The sequence below is a fragment of the Streptomyces sp. NPDC051576 genome, assembly GCF_040681835.1.
GTDB lineage: Bacteria > Actinomycetota > Actinomycetes > Streptomycetales > Streptomycetaceae > Streptomyces.
The window spans coordinates 351,644-366,826 of record NZ_JBFAZO010000007.1; the positions used below are offsets into that span (position 1 = coordinate 351,644).

The window sequence follows — 15,183 nt, forward strand, 5'->3', positions numbered from 1 at the left end:
CGCGTCGCGGTTCACCTCAGTCGATGTCCGGCGGCACCAGGGTCCCCTGGTGGTAGAACATCCGCCAGCCCGTCTCCTCGTCGCGCTTGCGCCACAGGGATGTGCGGCGGGCACGGCCGCCGTCGAACACCGTCTCGTACCGGAGTTGCACCAGGCCCGGGGCCAGGACGACACCCGTCATGGCAGAGGGGTCGTAGCGCGGACCGTCGGCCGCGCTGCCCGCATGGTCGGGCAGCCAGGCCACCATGTCGTCGTACGTGTAGCGGCGGCCGGAGCAGCCGACCTCCACGAACTCGGGGTCGAGCAGGCGCACGATCTCGGCGCGGGAAGCGCGCACAGCGGGGTCGAGGAGGGCCAACTCGCCCGCGATCACCGCGTTCACGACATCGGATTCGTCAACATCGGATTCGTCAGTCATCCGCACATGATCACACCTGCTCACGGGCCCCTCGCAACCGGATTACCGCCTCACCCCGTCGCGTCCACCAACGCCAGCTCGTGCAACCGGTCCGGCGGGCCGGGGCGGGCGTAGTACCAGCCCTGGGCCGTGTCGCAGCCCAGTATGCGGAGTTGCTCGGCCTGGGCGCCGGTCTCCACGCCCTCCACGGTGACCGCGAGATCCAGGCTGTGGGCGAGGGACACGATGCCCTCGACGATCTTGAGGTCGACGGGGTCGGCCGGGAACTGCTGCATGCCCTGGGTGAAGGAGCGGTCCAGTTTGAGGATGCTCACGGGCAGGCGGCGGAGGTTGGCGAGGTTGGAGTAACCGGTGCCGAAGTCGTCGAGGGCGATGTCCACGCCCATCTCGGCCAGTCGGCGCAGGGGTTTGAGGAGGTCGTCGTCGGCCCCGATCAGGGCCGACTCGGTGACCTCCAGGCAGAGCGCGTCGGGGTTGACGCCCGCGCGCTCCAGGATGTCGACGGTGTCCTGCACCAGGCCGGGATGGCTGAGCTGGCAGGGCGAGAGGTTGACGTTGATGCGCAGCGGGCCGGTGGCGTCGTTGCCGCCGTGTCGTTCCTGCCACTGCTTCGCCTGCCGGACCGACTGCTCCAGGACCCAGCGGCCGAGCGGCACGATCAGGCCGGTGTGTTCGGCGAGCGGGATGAACCGGTCGGGGCCGAGCACGCCGTGCTGCGGGTGCAGCCAGCGGACGAGGGCCTCGGCGCCACGGACGCTGCCGTCGCCGAGGTGGACCAGCGGCTGGTACTCGATGAAGAACTCGCCCCGGTCCAGGGCGGCCGGCAGGGCCGTGGTCAGGCCGTGGCGGGTGATCGCGCGGGCGTCGGCCTCGGGGTCGGCGAGTTCGAAGCGGTTGCCGCCCGCCGACTTGGCCCGGTACATGGTGATGTCGGCGCTGCGCAGCACCTCGGCGGGGCCGCGCTCGCCGGCCGGGCCCTCGACGATGCCGATGGAGCCGCGCACGGTGAGGTCGCGGCCGTCGATGCTGACCGGGGTGATCAGCGCGTTCATGATGCGGCCGGCGAGTTCGTCGACCTCGCGCTCGGTGTCGGGGCCGGTGGTCAGCGCCACGAACTCGTCGCCGCCGAGCCGGGCGACCATCTCGCCGGGCGCGGTCGCGCAGGACTGGAGGCGGTCGGCGACCTCGACGAGCAGCCGGTCGCCGGCCGCGTGGCCGAGGCTGTCGTTGATGGTCTTGAAGCCGTCGAGGTCGAGGTAGCACAGGCCGAAGCGCTGGTTGTCGCCCGCGCCGCCGAGCGCCTTCTCCAGGCGTTCGAAGAACAGGGTGCGGTTGGGGAGGCCGGTGAGAGCGTCGTGCGTGGCCTCGTAGCGCAGCCGCAGGTTGAGGAGGCGCCGCTCGGTGGTGTCCTCCATGAGGGCGAGCTGGTACTGCGGGTTGCCGTCGGCGTCACGCAGCAGGGAGACGGTGAGATTGGTCCACAGGACCGTTCCGTCAGGTCGGTAGAACGCCTTCTCGACGTGGTAGTGCTCGCGCTCACCGCGGACGAGTTCGTCGTAGAGGGTCCAGGTCTGGGGCGCGTCCTCGGGGTGGGTCCACTCGCGGACGTTGCGGCCGCCCATGGTCTGCTCGGTGATGCCGAACATGCGCAGCAGCGCGCCGTTGACCTGGAGGATGTTGCCTTCGAGGTCGGCCATGCCGATTCCTATGGCCGCGCCCTCGAAGACCGCGCGGAAGCGGGCCTCGGTCGCGTGCAGGGCCTGTGCGACCACGCCCTGGGCCTGAAGGGCGGCCACCGAGATGGCCTCCTGCTCGGCCAGGGTGCGCTCGCGCAGCTCCTGGGCGAAACCGGCGGCCATCGCGTGCTGGAGGCGGGCCGAGCGGATCCGCAGGTCCTCCTGGGGGCCGTCGCCGCCGCAGTAGAGCACCAGGTAGGCGTCGACGCACTCCAGGGTGCGGCTGAGGGCATCGGGGTCGGTGCAGTGCGCGGCGACGAGGGCGGCGCCGACCGCCTTGCCCTCCTCGGCCTCGAATGTCCTGGCCCGCAGCGCCTCGCTCAACCGGCGTGCCAGCGGCAGCAGCAGCTCCTCGAACTCCGGCCGGGTCAGCGACGTCGAGGTCGCCGGGAACACCGCCCGGCTCCAGATGGTCGCGAACCTGCGCAGTCTGTCCTCCGGCCCGTCCGGCTCCGCGGTCACGCCGTGCGTCCTACGCCGGCGAATCCGGAGAAGGAGTACGGATCCTCGTCCTCCGGTGCGGTGTCCGGCCGCCAGTCCGGCATCGGGACCAGTCCGGGTTCCACCATGTCGTACCCCTCGAAGAACCGCGCGATCTCCTCGCGCGAGCGCATGATCAGCGGATTGCGGATGTCCTTGTACACGTCGACCGCGCCCTCCGCCCGCTCCGGTGGCAGCGGGATTCCCTCGTACGAGGCATGGGTGAGGATCAGCAGGCTGCCGGGCGCGAGTGCCTCGCGCAGCTGCGCCACCGCTCCGTAGGGGTCGTCCGCGTCTTCCACGAAGTGCAGTATGGCAACGAGAAGTAACGCCACTGGCCGCTTCAGGTCGATCAGTTGCCGGACCTGGGCGCTCGCCAGGATCTCCTGGGGCTTGCGGAGGTCGGCGGCGATGACGTCCGCGGTCGGGTTGCCCGCGAGGACCACCTGGCTGTGGGCGACCGCCACCGGGTCGTGGTCGACGTAGACGACATGGGCGCCTGGGCTGGCCTCCTGGGCCACCTCGTGGACGTTTCCGAAGGTGGGAATTCCGGAGCCGATGTCGAGGAACTGGGTGATGCCCTCGGCGGCCGCGAATCGTACGGCGCGGCGCATGAACGCCCGGTTCGCCTGCATGATCTTGGGAAGTCCCGGCAGGAACTCCATGGCCTTGCGGGCTGCTTCCCGGTCGACCTCGAAGTTGTGCGAACCGCCCAGGTAGTAGTCGTAGATACGCGAAACGCTCGGCACCGAGATGTCGATGCTCCGTGGTGCCCAGGCGGGACGCTCCATGTATCTCTCCAGGCGTAGGCGATCCGGTGTTCGAGCTGAGGCTACTGATCGCCCGCCAAAAGAACGAGCGGAAACGGAAATTGACCATCCGTTCCCGGTCACTGCCTGCGGCACGTGCCGAATTGACGTGCGGAGACACGCGGAGACATGCCCAGAAGCGCAGCGAATGCCGGAATTGCTGTGCGGCATACGCGAAAGCGGTCCGCCCCCTCCGTGCGGTGCGGAGGGGGCGGACCAGGGGTCGCGCGCGCTGCTGTTGTTCGTTCGGCACTCTTCTCGCTTGCCCGCGTCCCTCCCTTCCGCGTTTCCGTTGCCGAGTGGGCGGGGCGATCAACCCTGGGGAGGTTCTCGCTACTCCGCGGGCGCGCCGACCGGCTTCCCTTCAGGGGAGACGGCGTACCAAGTGCCGCCCACGCCCTGACCGTTGGTCTGTCCGGCGGCCGTGTCACCGGAGAAGGTGTAGATGGGCCAGCAGTTGACGGTCATCTGCTTGACGCCGTCGGGGCGGGTGAAGCCCATGAGGCCCTTCTTCTGCACACCCTTGGTGTCGTTCGCCGAGACGATGCCGACGGCCGGCCACTTCGCCAGGCAGTCACCGGTGCAGTTCGAGACGGAATCCGGCCATGCCTTGTCCTTGAGGAAGCGGTAGACCGTGTGGCCGTTCTTGTCGACGACGATGTCGCCGAGCTTGGCGTCCTTGCGGACGGAGAGACCGGGCAGCGAGGCGAGGGTCGCCTTCTTGCCGTCGGGGGCGAGCGCGTACCACTTGCCGCCCACGCCCTGGCCGTTGACGTCACCGGCGTTGACGTCCTTGGCGTAGCGGTAGGCCGGCCAGCCGCCGATGGTCAGCTGCTTGGTGCCGTCCGTGCGGGTCACCTCGCCGAGGAGGGACTTGTCGATACCGGTACCGGCCGTGGCGTCGTCCGCGGGGACGGGCGGCCAGGTGGTGGCGCAGTCGCCGTCGCAGTTCGACTTGGGCGGGTTGGCCGTGTCGGTGTCGAAACGGTAGAGGGTGAGACCGGCACCGTCGCTCAACACCTTGCCGAGGTCGGGGTTGTTGGCAACGGTCAACTGGCCGGCGGGCTCGGCGGCCGCGGCCTGCTGGCCGTCCGCGCCATAGCCGTTGCCCGCACCGGTGCTGGCACTGGCCGTCGCACCGACGCTTCCGTAACCTCCGGCCGCCGCGGTGGCACCGACGTTCTGTGCCGCGGAGGAAGGCGTGGTCACATTTTCCGAACCGCACGCCGCCGTCAACGCCATGACGGACACGGCCGTCGCCGCGAGTGAGGCGCTCCGCCAGGAGGTCTTCATCGTCAACTCCCCATAATCACCTGGATGTTGCAGCGCCCGTCTGTGCCGCCGCACGGTCCTAGGTACGGGTGGGGACCACGGAAGTGTTCAACCGCCGCACAAATTTCTTTCCGACCCCTGTGACCCGGCGGCGCCACTTCGCATGTGCGTGCGCATCCGGCCATGGACGACGGTCGGATCGTCAAACCGTCGCACCATGTCTTCCACTCCTTCGGGGCAATCCCTCCGCGCCCCGGCACGCGCGGGCGCACGAGGCCTCATGATCTCCGTCGTGCATGGACCCGAACCGACCCGAACCGCCCTCGCCGCAAGGGTGTTGGCCCTGGTGACGCTGACCTGGCTGCTGGCGGGCGCACCGGCGGGTGTGGCAGCGGCCGACGCCTGTGCGTACGCCTCCACGGGCCCGGACGGCACGGAGGCGGTGGCCGTCGCCGGCGGCTCCTGGCCGACTCCCCCGGGCTGCCCGAAGCCGACTCCGCCGCCGCCCTGCCCCTCACCGACACCCACCCCGCCACCGCCCGAGCCGACACCCTCTCCCCCGCCGAAGCCGACCCCCACCCCGAAACCGACGCCGAAACCGACCCCGAAGCCGCGGCCCACGCCGAAACCCGTGCCTCCGCCGCCCGCACCGGCACCGCGCCCGACCCACGCCGCCGCGATTCCCCGGCCGACCCCGACGCCCACACCGACCCCACCGGCGGCGACCCCGCCTCCGCCCGCACCGGGGCCCAAGCCGAGCCCGCATCCCTCGGTGACCCCGGTGAGTTATCCGAAGTACCACGCCCAACCGCGCCCGCGGCCCGCCACCAACCGGACGCCGCCGGTCGTCTACGTCCTGCTCATCACCCTGCCCGCGGTGGTCGCCATCGCCGCGCTGCGTCCGCGCTGATCCCCGGAGGAACCCCTTGTCGGAATGGCTTGTTCTCGTCATCGCGATGGTGGCGGCCTGTGCCGTGGTCGTCATCATCACCTTCGTACGCGAGCGCACCGCGTCCGAGGACGAGGATCCCGGCGAAACCCCGGACGTCATCGAGTACATGACCATGTGGATCGGCGTGGTGTACGCCATCGTCCTGGGCCTGGCGATCGCCGGTGTCTGGGAGGCCCGCAGCGCCGCCCAGGACCACGTGCAGGCGGAGGCGCAGGCGCTGCACGAGATCTCGGAGCGGGTCCGGGTCTATCCGCCGGACGTCCGCGACCGCATCCGTGCCGACGTGAACGCCTATGTCTCGCAGGTCGTCGACGTCGAGTGGAAGACGATGGCCGACCACGAGAAGCTCACCCAGCGCGGCACCGACCTGCTCGAACGCGTCCGTCAGGACGTCACCGACTACCAGCCGAAGACGGACTTCCAGGCGCAGGCCTATCAGCCGCTGGTCGACCAGGTGGCCGCCGCGGACCTGGCCCGCAGCGCCCGCTCGGACTCCACCGGGGCGACCATGCCGTCGGTGGTCTGGTTCGGGCTGCTCGCCGGGGCCGTGATCACCATCGGCATGGTCTTCGCGCTCCAGATCCGGCGTACGACACGGGAGCTGATCCTCGCCGGGCTGTTCTCGGCGCTGATCGCCTTCCTGCTGTTCCTGATCTGGGACTTCGACGCGCCCTACAGCCGTGGCATCACGGCGTCGGCGCAGCCGTTCCTGAACCTCTTCCCGCACCTCAAGGACTGACGGCCCCTCACCCGAGCCGCCCGCCGGGGGACGTCCGCCACGCCGCGGCCGTCCCCCGCACGGCCCACACAGTTGCCCCATTCGCACGACTGGGATCGCGGGCGCGCACACATGTTCCTAGCGTTTCGGACATCGAGGTGCATTTACGGCGCCAGCGGAAAAGGTCCGCGGCTGCTCCTCGGGGACCCGGAGGAATCACCATGCGCGCGATACGCGTCGCCTCGGCCGCACTGCTGGGCATCAGCGCCCTCGCCCTCTCCGCGCCGGCCGCCGTCGCGAAGGGCGACGGCAACCACAACATCACGCCGTTCGGCTTCAGCGTCCTGCCCTCGACGATCGCGGCGGGCGGCCAGGTGACCCTGCGGCTCGACCGCGACAACGGCGGCTGCAAGGGCTCCGCCACGGTCTCCTCCGGGGTGTTCGACACGGTCAGGATCTCGCCGGGCCAGTCCTCGGCGAACGCGATGGTCGACTGGGACGCCCGGCCGGGCGCGGTGTACCAGGTGACGTTCACGTGTGACGGCGCGAGCGGCTCCACGGGTCTGACCATCGCGTCCGGCCGCACCAACAACAACGACATCCAGCCGCTCCAGCCGGCCCAGCAGATGCCCCGAGGGGTCCGGGCCGGTGAGGGCGGCAGCATCGCCGGCTTCGACCTCAAGGAACTCGGCATCGGCGCGGCTCTCATCGCGGGCTCGGTCGGGGCGGCGTACCACTTCTCGCGCCGCCGTACCGGAGAGGACGGCGCCTGACCGCTCCGCCACCCGGACAGGCCTTCGCCCCGGAACCCGAAAGGGTCCGGGGCGAAGGCCTGTCGCGTGCGTCCTGACCTCCGAAGGGGGAGGAGGTCAGATGCCGCGCTCGGTGCGGCGGCGCATCCAGAACACCCCGCCGCCCACGACGGCCGCGGCGACCAGGCCGCCGCCGATCGCCATGTCGGTCGGGGTCGCCCCGGTGGCGCTGCTGCCGCCGAGACCGCCGCGGACACCGCCGATGACGGTGTAGGCGTTGTCACGGGTCAGCGAGGAACCGTTGGAGCAGCGGACCGTGATGCTGTACGAGCCGGGCGTCGCCGACCTGCTGATCCTGGCCGTTCCGCTGGACGTCGTACCGGAGCGGCCGAGCAGGGAGAGGTTGGCGGGGCGCTCGAACCCCGGTGAGGTGGCGATGGCGTTGCCGCCGCTGAAGCAGCCGTCGACCGTGACGGTGAGCTGTCCGCCGCGGGCGATCACACTGGGCAGGGCCTGGATGTTGCTGGGGCTGGCGCCCATGCCGTCCGCGACGGCCACCGGGGCGGCGAGCCCCAGGACGGCCACCGCGGCACCGGCGGCGGCCAGGGCACGAGTAGTACGCATGTCATCCTCCGCGGAAGGCGCCCCGGGACCCGTCCCCGGTCGATCGGCGAGAAAACGCCTCCCAGACAGACCCTCAGATGCCGTGCACGCGCCCGCATTTCGAGAATGGTCCGTCCTGGTGAGAGGACACGCCGGGGGAAAACCGCACAATCGGATATTGCCGCAGGTCACGGACCGTCAGAAAATTCCTGTGAGCGGCAACTCGTATGGCGCACTTCAGGATGTCCGGGCCACCCGTTCGCGCTCTCCCCGTCGCCGGTTCCGCATTCGGGACTTAGCGTTCTCGTATGCGCGATTGACGGGGCGACGGCCGCGTCGAGAGGGGATGACGAATGTCTGCGTCCGAGCTGTGCGAGCTTGCCGAAGAGGAGGAGCGGCAGAAGAAGCGCGCCCCGTGGGGAGTGATAGCGCTTGTTCTGCTGACCGGTCTCGCGCTCATTCGGAATGGTTCGGGAGAGTTCGACGTGGGGCCACCGCAGCCGGCGACGGCGGCCGCCGCGGACGCCCGGACCGGCCACAGCACGTTCGGCAAGGCTCCGGCCCCGCTGCCGTACTCCGTCGCCGACCGGATCAGGATCCCGGCGATCCGGGTCGACGCACCGGTCATGCCGGTGGGCCTGGACGCGGACGGCTGGGTCGGTGCGCCGCCGCCGGAGGACCCGAACCTGGCGGGCTGGTTCACCGGCGCCGTCTCCCCCGGCGAAAAGGGCACCGCGGTCGTCGTCGGCCACGTCGACAACAAAATGGGCCCCGCCGTTTTCTACGGACTCGGGGCCCTCAAGAAGGGAAATCGCGTCGAGGTCGAGCGCAAGGACGGAAAGATGGCCGTATTCGAGATCTACGGCATCGAGGTCTTCGAGAAGAGCAACTTCCCCGGCGACCGCGTCTACGGTTCCAAGGGGACTCCGGAACTGCGCGTCATCACCTGCGGGGGCGGTTTCTCGAAGCAGAACGGCTACGACGGCAATGTCGTCGTCTTCGCCCGCCTGGTCGAGGTCCGCTGAGCGTCTCCCCGACCGGGCGGGCGAAAGTCCGTCAGATGGTCCGGCGGCGCGGCAGCGTCATGTGATAGCCGGAGTCGAGCAGGTGCGGCAGATATTCGCGCAGCGCCCGCACACTCTGTGAACGGTCGCCCCCGGCGTCGTGCGAGAGCACCACGACGCCGGGGGCGGCGCCGTCCTCGACCGCGTTGACGATGTGGCGGATGCCGGGGGTGTCCCAGTCGAGGGTGTCGACCGTCCAGGCGAGCGGCTCCATGCCCAGCTCGGAACCGAGTTGGAAGGCGGCCCGGTTCCAGGCGCCGTAGGGCGCGCGGAACCACTGCGGGCGTTCCCCGTAGGCGTCCTCGATGACGTCGCTGGTGCGTTCCATCTCGGAGCGGATCTGACCCCGGGTCATCTTCGTGAGCAGGGGGTGGGACCAGGTGTGGTTGCCGACGATGTGGCCCTCGTCGGACATCCGGGCCAGCAGGTCCCGGTTCCAGTCGGCCATCTCGCCGCACACGAAGAACGTGGCGCGCACGTCGTACTCGGCGAGGGTGTCCAGGATGTGCGGGGTGTAGCGGGGGTCGGGTCCGTCGTCGAAGGTCAGGACCATGGTGTTGCCGCGTCCGGACATGCGCAGGAAGGGTTCGTGCCGCACCGGGACACGGGCGGGGGCGGCGTGGGGTGCGCTGTATCCGGCCACGGGCTGGAGGCGGTAGGCGGAGGGCTTGCGCGCGAGGCGCGGCGGGGGTCCGGCGGCGGGAGCGGCGGCCCGGGCGGGGGCGTCGTCCGAGAGTCCGGAGTACAGCAGACCGGCGGTGCCGGCCGCCCCGACGGCAGCGGCGCCGGCGAGCAGGGCCCGTCGGCGCGTGAGCGACTGATCCTTCTTCATGACTCATCAGTCGCCCGGCCGGGCACCGCCTCCCCACGGCAACACCGGAGCGGCGGCAGGAAAACACCCGCCCGGCCCAGCGTTCGCGCGCTCAGCGGCGCCGGACGAGGGGGAACGGCAGCGTCTCACGGATCGTCAGGCCGGTGAGGAACATGACGAGTCGGTCGACGCCGATGCCGAGTCCACCGGTGGGCGGCATCGCGTATTCGAGGGCGTCGAGGAAGTCCTCGTCGAGTTCCATCGCCTCGGGGTCTCCCCCGGCCGCGAGCAGGGACTGGGCGGTGAGGCGGCGGCGCTGTTCGACGGGGTCGGTCAGTTCGGAGTAGGCGGTGCCGAGTTCGGTGCCGAAGGCGACGAGGTCCCAGCGTTCGGCGAGCCGCGGGTCGGTGCGGTGCTGGCGGGTGAGCGGGGAGACGTCGGTCGGGAAGTCCTTGTAGAAGGTGGGCAGCCGGGTCGGCTCCTCCACCAGCCGTTCGTACATCTCCAGGACGACGTCCCCGCGGCCGTCGTCGGCGCCGTACGGCACTCCCGCGCGGTCGCACAGCAGGTGCAGGCGGGCCAGTTCCGTGTCGGCGCCGACCTCCTCCCCCAGCGCCTCGGAGATCGCGCCGTAGACCGTCTTGACCGGCCAGGGCCCGGAGATGTCGTACTCCTGCCCGTCCTTGCGGGCGACGGCGGAGCCGAAGGCGGCGGTCGCGGCGCCCTGGATCAGTTCGCGGGCGAGGTCGAGCATCACGTCGTAGTCGGCGTACGCCTGGTAGGCCTCCAGCATCGTGAACTCGGGGTTGTGCTTGTAGGAGACGCCCTCGTTGCGGAAGGTGCGGCCCATCTCGAAGACCTTCTCCATGCCGCCGACGCACAGGCGCTTGAGGTACAGCTCCGGGGCGATGCGCAGATAGAGGTCGAGGTCGTAGGCGTTGATGTGGGTGGTGAAGGGGCGGGCGTTGGCGCCGCCGTGGATCTGCTGGAGCATCGGGGTCTCGACCTCCAGGTAGCCGCGCTCCAACAGGCCCTGGCGCAGGGCCTGTACGGCGGTGGAGCGGGCCCGGACCACGTCGCGGGCGGCGGGGCCGGCGACCAGGTCGAGGTAGCGCGTGCGGACCTTGGCCTCGGGGTCGGTCAGGCCGCGGTGTTTGTCGGGCAGGGGGCGCAGGCACTTGCCGGTGAGCTGCCAGGTGGTGACGAAGACGGTGGGCTCGCCCTTGTCGCTGGTGCCCGCACGGCCGGTGGCGGTGATGTGGTCGCCGATGTCGGTGTCGGTGGTGAAGCGGTCGAGGGCGGGGCCCGACTCGGCCCGGGTGAGGGCGAGTTGGTGGTCGCCGGACCAGTCGCGAAGCGTGAGGAAGACGATGCCGCCGAGGTCGCGGACGCGCATGACCCGGCCGGCGACGGTGACCTGCTCGCCCGCGCGGATCTCGGCGAGGGTGTGGGTGCGTTGCGGGACGCCGACCGGGTAGGGGTCGGTGCCGGCGGCGCGCAGGCGGTCGAGTTTGTGGTGCCGGACGCGGACCTGTTCGGGCAGACCGCTGTCCGGGCCGTCAGTCCCGGCCCCGTCCCCGCCGTCGAGGCCGAGTGCCGACAGGGACGGCAGGCTCGCGGTGGTCGCGGGTCGTGGTCCGGTCCTCGGGTGCCCCTTTCCCCAGAGGGCGCGCAGCGACGGTACGGAGACGAAGCCCTCGGCGATGCCGGAGGCGAGGCTGATGCGGGCGAGGGAGGCGGTCTCGCCGTAGCAGATGAAGCGGGGGTACCACTCGGGGTGGTACTTGGCGTTGGAGCGGTAAAGGGCCTCCAACTGCCACCACTTGGAGAAGAACAGCAGGAGGCGGCGCCAGAGGCGGAGCACCGGTCCTGCGCCGATGCGGGCGCCCTCCTCGAAGGCCGAGCGGAACACGGCGAAGTTGAGGGAGACGCGGTGGACGCCCAACTTCGGGGCGGCGGCGCAGAGTTCGGCGACCATGAACTCCATGACGCCGTTGGGGGCGGTGCGGTCGCGGCGCATCAAGTCGAGGGAGACGCCGTCGCTGCCCCAGGGGACGAGGGAGAGCAGGGCGAGGAGTTTGCCGTCCTCGCCGAGTGCCTCCACGAGGAGGCAGTCGCCGTCGGCCGGGTCGCCGAGGCGGTCCAGGGCCATGGAGAAGCCGCGTTCGGTCTCGGTGTCGCGCCACGCGTCGGCGCGGTCGACGACCTCCTCCATCTCCGTGTCGGTGAGGGTGGCGTGGCGGCGGACGCGGCAGGTGGCGCCGGCGCGGCGGACGCGGCCGACGGCCTGGCGGGTGACGCGCATGTCGCGTCCCGCGAGGTCGAATTCGGGGACATGCAGGATGGCCTCGTCGCCGAGTTGGAGGGCGCCGAGTCCGGCGCGGGCGAAGGCCCTGGCGCCGTCCTCGGAGGCGCCCATCGCGGCGGGGGCCCAGGCGTGGCGGCGGGCCAGGTCGAGCCAGGCGGCGATGGCGTGCGGCCAGGCCTCGCGGTCGCCGACCGGGTCACCGCTGGCGAGGCAGACGCCGGCCTCGACGCGGTAGGTGACGGCGGCCTTGCCACTGGGCGAGAAGACGACGGCCTTGTCGCGCCGGGTGGCGAAGTAGCCGAGGGAGTCCTGACCGCCGTAGGCCTTCAGGAGGGCGCGGATGCGGGCCTCCTCGTCGCCGTGCAGGGCCGCTTCGAGGCGTTGGGAGCGGAAGAGGACGGTGGCCGCGTTGAGGAGGGCGAGCGCGCCGAAGAGGCCGAGCAGGAAGAACAGGGCGCGGGGCGGGCGCCCGTCGAAGGAGCGACCGGAGACCAGGCCGCCGCAGACCCGGTCGGCGGCCCAGCCCAGGTGCTGGCTCTCGGGCAGGGTGCCGGGGAACAGGGAGACCAGTCCCCAGCCCGCCAGGATCGCGACGGCGAGTCCGGCGAACAGCACCGCGAGGGCGCGGCGGACGGCGGCGCGGCGGGATGCGGCGTAGAACTGCCCGCGGGCCACGATCAGCAGGACCAGCAGCAGGGCGCACACGATGAGCGACGGGAGGGACTGGGCGTAGAGGCCGAGGGCCACGCCGAGGGCGTCCGTCAGGACCAGCAGGCCGAGGTAGACGACCACCAGCCACCAGGCGATCTTCTTGCGGGCGGCGGTGGCTGCGGCCAGCAGGAACAGGAAGACGGCGTAGGCGAGGTTGGCGCTGACGGGGACGATCAACAGGTCGAGGAAGCGGACGACCGGGCGCAGCACGCGGCGCAGCGGGGCGATGAACGCCAGCAGGACGCACAGCAGGCCGAGGGCGCCGAAGAAGGTGGCGAAACCCTCCGGCACCCTGCCGAGGAAGCCGTGCCCGGACGGCCGTGCCGGCCCCTTGGTGTCCTTGGACCCGGTGGCCTCCATGGTGGCAGTCATGGTTCCGACTGTAGGAACAGGGTGGGCCGCGCGCCCGTCGAGAACTCCCGGGCACGGCCGAGGACCTGCGGGTTCCGATAGCCTCACGGCCGTGACGGAACAGCACTCAACTCAGTTCGAGCGGGGCACGGACGGGCCGAAGGTCATTGTGGCCGGGGTGGACGGCTCGGAGTCCTCGCTGCGGGCCGCGGCATATGCCGCGGGCCTGGCCCGACGTCAGCGCGCGCTGCTCGCCCTGGTGTACGTGCAGCCGGTGCTGGCGGCGGGGGCGGCCATGGGGGCGCCGGTCGCGGACACGACCGACGAGATCGCCGAGAACCTCGTCGCGCAGATCCGCAGCGAGACCGAGCGCGTGAAGGGGATATTCGACATCCGCTGGGAATTCCACACGTTCCGCGGCGACCCCTACGGCGGCCTGGTGAAGGCCGCCGACGAACTCAAGGCCGACGCGGTCATCGTCGGCGCCTCCGAACAGGCCGGCCACCGGATCATCGGCTCGGTCGCGGTGCGGTTGGTGAAGGCGGGGCGGTGGCCGGTGACGGTGGTGCCGTAGACCTGGGTCCACGGACGGTGTTCAGGGGGCTCCCATCCGGCCGACGATGCAGGGGTGACATCGACATCTCACCCTTTCGATGTGGACTCCTTCCTGCGCCGCCCGCTCAGTACCTCGGTGTGGACGAGGCGCGGTGGGACGAGCGGTTCGTGGGCTATCCGTACGACGATCCGGAGCGGCGCGGCACCGTGTGGTTGCGGCCGGTGCCCGCCTCGTTGCAGGTCTCGGACCTGAGTTTCGTCACAGGGAGTGGAGGAACTCCTTGAGGATCTCGTTGAAGTGGTCCGGCTGCTCCATGTTCGGGTAGTGGCCGACGCCCTCGATCGTCGTGGAGCGGCCGTTCGGGACCGTGTTGATGAGGCGGTCGGCCATGGCGATGCTGTCGGGCCAGTCGAGGGCGCCGTGGATGGCCAGTACCGGGACGTCGAGCTTGGGGACGCGGGACCACGGGTCGTCGAGGGGGACGAGCCAGTTGTGCTCGCCGGGTGTGTGCTTGGAGAGCGTGTGGGTGGTCAGTTCGCGCAGGCGGCGGATCACGGACGGCTCGACCTGGTCGACCGTGCGGTGCGGGCCCGCCACGCCCTGGGCGAAGCGGTCGAGCCAGCCCGGGATGTCGCCGGCGCCGAGGAGGTGCGCGGTCCGCACCTGCTCCTCCAGCAGCTCCGGGTCGGCGTATTCGAACGCGCTGGTGCCGGCGCCCGAGACCACCACCGCGCGGGCCAGTTCGGGGTGTTCCAGCGCGGTGTCGGTGGCGACGGCTGCGCCCATGCACAGGCCGAGCAGCACCGCCGGCCCGAGGTCGAGGTGGTGGAGCAGGGCCGCGAGGTCGTCGGCCCAGCGGAAGGGCCCGCTCGCGTTGGCGGAGAAGCCGTGGCCGCGGATGTCGGGCGCGATGACGCGGAAGTCGCGGGCGAGGGCCGGGATCTGCTCGTCGAAGACACGGTGGTCGGCGAAGCCGGAGTGGAGGAGGACCACGGGGGTGCCGGTGCCGACGTTACGGTAGGCGAGTTCCCCGTCGGCAGATGCGAAGAAGCTCAGTTTCGAAGCAGCCGTCATGACAACCAAGGTGTCATCTTGGGGCAGGGTTTGGCAACCCAGGTGTCATGATGGGATCGTGAACGACTCCGCTCCCCCGATGCCCGGCGCCCTGCCCCCGGACGAACTCGGCCACCGCCTCACCGAGGTGTTCGACCTGGTCGGCCCCCTCTACCGGCGCGCGGCACGCAAGGTGGAGCAGGCCGAACCCGTCGAGGGCGTGTCCGCCGGCGTCCGCGCCGTCCTCAACCTGCTGCGCCTGCACGGGCCCATGACGGTTCCGCAGATGGGCCGCGACCAAGCGCTGAGTCGGCAGTTCGTGCAGCGCATGGTCAACGACGCGGCGGCGCGCGGCTGGGTCGAGAGCGTCCCGAACCCCGCGCACCAGCGGTCCTCGCTGATCCGGCTGACCGACACGGGCCGGTCGACCATCACCGATGTGCTGGGCCGCGAGCACTATCTGATGCGGCAGGTCGGCGGCGACCTGACGGAGGCGGACGTCCGCGCGTGCGCACGGGTGCTGACCCAGATGCTGGCGACCTTCGCGCACGTCGACGTGGACTGAGCCCCCACCTGCCCCGAAAGGAAC

14 protein-coding genes are annotated in these 15,183 nt (G+C 70.9%); 6 read left to right on the forward strand and 8 right to left on the reverse strand.

The annotated features are described in order from the left end of the window. Positions 1-16: 16 nt before the first annotated feature. The 4 genes from AB0M63_RS24835 to AB0M63_RS24850 all read right to left on the reverse strand — a co-directional run bounded on the left by AB0M63_RS24835 (position 17) and on the right by AB0M63_RS24850 (position 4,736). Entirely contained in the window at positions 17-418 is a 402-nt protein-coding gene (locus AB0M63_RS24835; protein ID WP_366020928.1) for a DUF4440 domain-containing protein, read from the reverse strand. Positions 419-468: 50 nt separating this feature from the next. Next, positions 469-2,616: an EAL domain-containing protein gene (locus AB0M63_RS24840; protein ID WP_355911462.1), complete on the reverse strand. Its 2,148-nt coding sequence runs from the start codon at positions 2,614-2,616 to the stop codon at positions 469-471. Next, on the reverse strand, positions 2,613-3,425 hold the full coding sequence (locus AB0M63_RS24845) for an SAM-dependent methyltransferase (protein WP_355911465.1): 813 nt from the start codon (positions 3,423-3,425) through the stop codon (positions 2,613-2,615). The genes AB0M63_RS24840 and AB0M63_RS24845 overlap by 4 nt, the downstream gene beginning before the upstream one ends. Positions 3,426-3,776: 351 nt before the next feature. Further along, the gene (locus AB0M63_RS24850; protein ID WP_366020929.1) at positions 3,777-4,736 is read right to left on the reverse strand and encodes an SCO0930 family lipoprotein; all 960 of its coding nucleotides are present in this window, start codon (positions 4,734-4,736) and stop codon (positions 3,777-3,779) included. 271 nt (positions 4,737-5,007) lie between these two features. Between AB0M63_RS24850 and AB0M63_RS24855 the strand changes: the two genes are divergently transcribed. From AB0M63_RS24855 to AB0M63_RS24865, 3 genes are all read left to right on the forward strand, one after another. After that, on the forward strand, positions 5,008-5,625 hold the full coding sequence (locus tag AB0M63_RS24855) for a hypothetical protein (protein WP_355911471.1): 618 nt from the start codon (positions 5,008-5,010) through the stop codon (positions 5,623-5,625). Between the two features lie 16 nt (positions 5,626-5,641). Beyond that, positions 5,642-6,406, forward strand: a complete 765-nt coding sequence (locus AB0M63_RS24860) for a DUF4239 domain-containing protein (RefSeq protein ID WP_355911474.1) — start codon at positions 5,642-5,644, stop codon at positions 6,404-6,406. A gap of 200 nt (positions 6,407-6,606) precedes the next feature. Continuing rightward, positions 6,607-7,158: a hypothetical protein gene (locus AB0M63_RS24865; protein ID WP_355911477.1), complete on the forward strand. Its 552-nt coding sequence runs from the start codon at positions 6,607-6,609 to the stop codon at positions 7,156-7,158. A gap of 96 nt (positions 7,159-7,254) precedes the next feature. Here AB0M63_RS24865 and AB0M63_RS24870 read toward each other — a convergent pair whose 3' ends face one another. Next, the gene (locus tag AB0M63_RS24870; protein WP_355911480.1) at positions 7,255-7,761 is read right to left on the reverse strand and encodes a hypothetical protein; all 507 of its coding nucleotides are present in this window, start codon (positions 7,759-7,761) and stop codon (positions 7,255-7,257) included. A gap of 332 nt (positions 7,762-8,093) precedes the next feature. Here AB0M63_RS24870 and AB0M63_RS24875 point away from each other — a divergent pair, with 332 nt between their 5' ends. Further along, positions 8,094-8,765, forward strand: a complete 672-nt coding sequence (locus AB0M63_RS24875) for a class F sortase (protein WP_366020930.1) — start codon at positions 8,094-8,096, stop codon at positions 8,763-8,765. Positions 8,766-8,796: 31 nt separating this feature from the next. On the opposite strand, the gene AB0M63_RS24880 is transcribed toward AB0M63_RS24875, so the two are convergent. Both AB0M63_RS24880 and lysX read right to left on the reverse strand, forming a co-directional pair. Beyond that, positions 8,797-9,636: a polysaccharide deacetylase family protein gene (locus AB0M63_RS24880; protein WP_366020931.1), complete on the reverse strand. Its 840-nt coding sequence runs from the start codon at positions 9,634-9,636 to the stop codon at positions 8,797-8,799. 91 nt (positions 9,637-9,727) lie between these two features. Next, positions 9,728-13,006, reverse strand: a complete 3,279-nt coding sequence (lysX, locus tag AB0M63_RS24885; RefSeq protein ID WP_366020932.1) for a bifunctional lysylphosphatidylglycerol synthetase/lysine--tRNA ligase LysX — start codon at positions 13,004-13,006, stop codon at positions 9,728-9,730. Between the two features lie 91 nt (positions 13,007-13,097). On the opposite strand from lysX, the gene AB0M63_RS24890 reads away from it, so the two are divergent. Further along, positions 13,098-13,559 (forward strand): universal stress protein, encoded by a 462-nt coding sequence (locus tag AB0M63_RS24890; protein WP_355911492.1) that lies wholly within the window; start codon positions 13,098-13,100, stop codon positions 13,557-13,559. 240 nt (positions 13,560-13,799) lie between these two features. Here AB0M63_RS24890 and AB0M63_RS24895 read toward each other — a convergent pair whose 3' ends face one another. Beyond that, positions 13,800-14,615: an alpha/beta hydrolase gene (locus AB0M63_RS24895; protein WP_366020933.1), complete on the reverse strand. Its 816-nt coding sequence runs from the start codon at positions 14,613-14,615 to the stop codon at positions 13,800-13,802. A gap of 79 nt (positions 14,616-14,694) precedes the next feature. Between AB0M63_RS24895 and AB0M63_RS24900 the strand changes: the two genes are divergently transcribed. Beyond that, entirely contained in the window at positions 14,695-15,159 is a 465-nt protein-coding gene (locus AB0M63_RS24900; RefSeq protein WP_355911826.1) for a MarR family winged helix-turn-helix transcriptional regulator, read from the forward strand. Positions 15,160-15,183 lie beyond the last annotated feature (24 nt).

Bases quoted from the DNA above. Each gene is read 5' to 3' on its own strand.
- AB0M63_RS24835 (WP_366020928.1), bottom strand. From the start codon at position 418: ATGACTGACGAATCCGATGTTGACGAATCCGATGTCGTGAACGCGGTG.
- AB0M63_RS24900 (WP_355911826.1), top strand. From the start codon at position 14,695: ATGCCCGGCGCCCTGCCCCCGGACGAACTCGGCCACCGCCTCACCGAG.
- AB0M63_RS24850 (WP_366020929.1), bottom strand. From the start codon at position 4,736: ATGAAGACCTCCTGGCGGAGCGCCTCACTCGCGGCGACGGCCGTGTCC.
- AB0M63_RS24875 (WP_366020930.1), top strand. From the start codon at position 8,094: ATGTCTGCGTCCGAGCTGTGCGAGCTTGCCGAAGAGGAGGAGCGGCAG.
- AB0M63_RS24865 (WP_355911477.1), top strand. From the start codon at position 6,607: ATGCGCGCGATACGCGTCGCCTCGGCCGCACTGCTGGGCATCAGCGCC.
- lysX (WP_366020932.1), bottom strand. From the start codon at position 13,006: ATGACTGCCACCATGGAGGCCACCGGGTCCAAGGACACCAAGGGGCCG.
- AB0M63_RS24880 (WP_366020931.1), bottom strand. From the start codon at position 9,636: ATGAAGAAGGATCAGTCGCTCACGCGCCGACGGGCCCTGCTCGCCGGC.
- AB0M63_RS24870 (WP_355911480.1), bottom strand. From the start codon at position 7,761: ATGCGTACTACTCGTGCCCTGGCCGCCGCCGGTGCCGCGGTGGCCGTC.
- AB0M63_RS24895 (WP_366020933.1), bottom strand. From the start codon at position 14,615: ATGACGGCTGCTTCGAAACTGAGCTTCTTCGCATCTGCCGACGGGGAA.
- AB0M63_RS24845 (WP_355911465.1), bottom strand. From the start codon at position 3,425: ATGGAGCGTCCCGCCTGGGCACCACGGAGCATCGACATCTCGGTGCCG.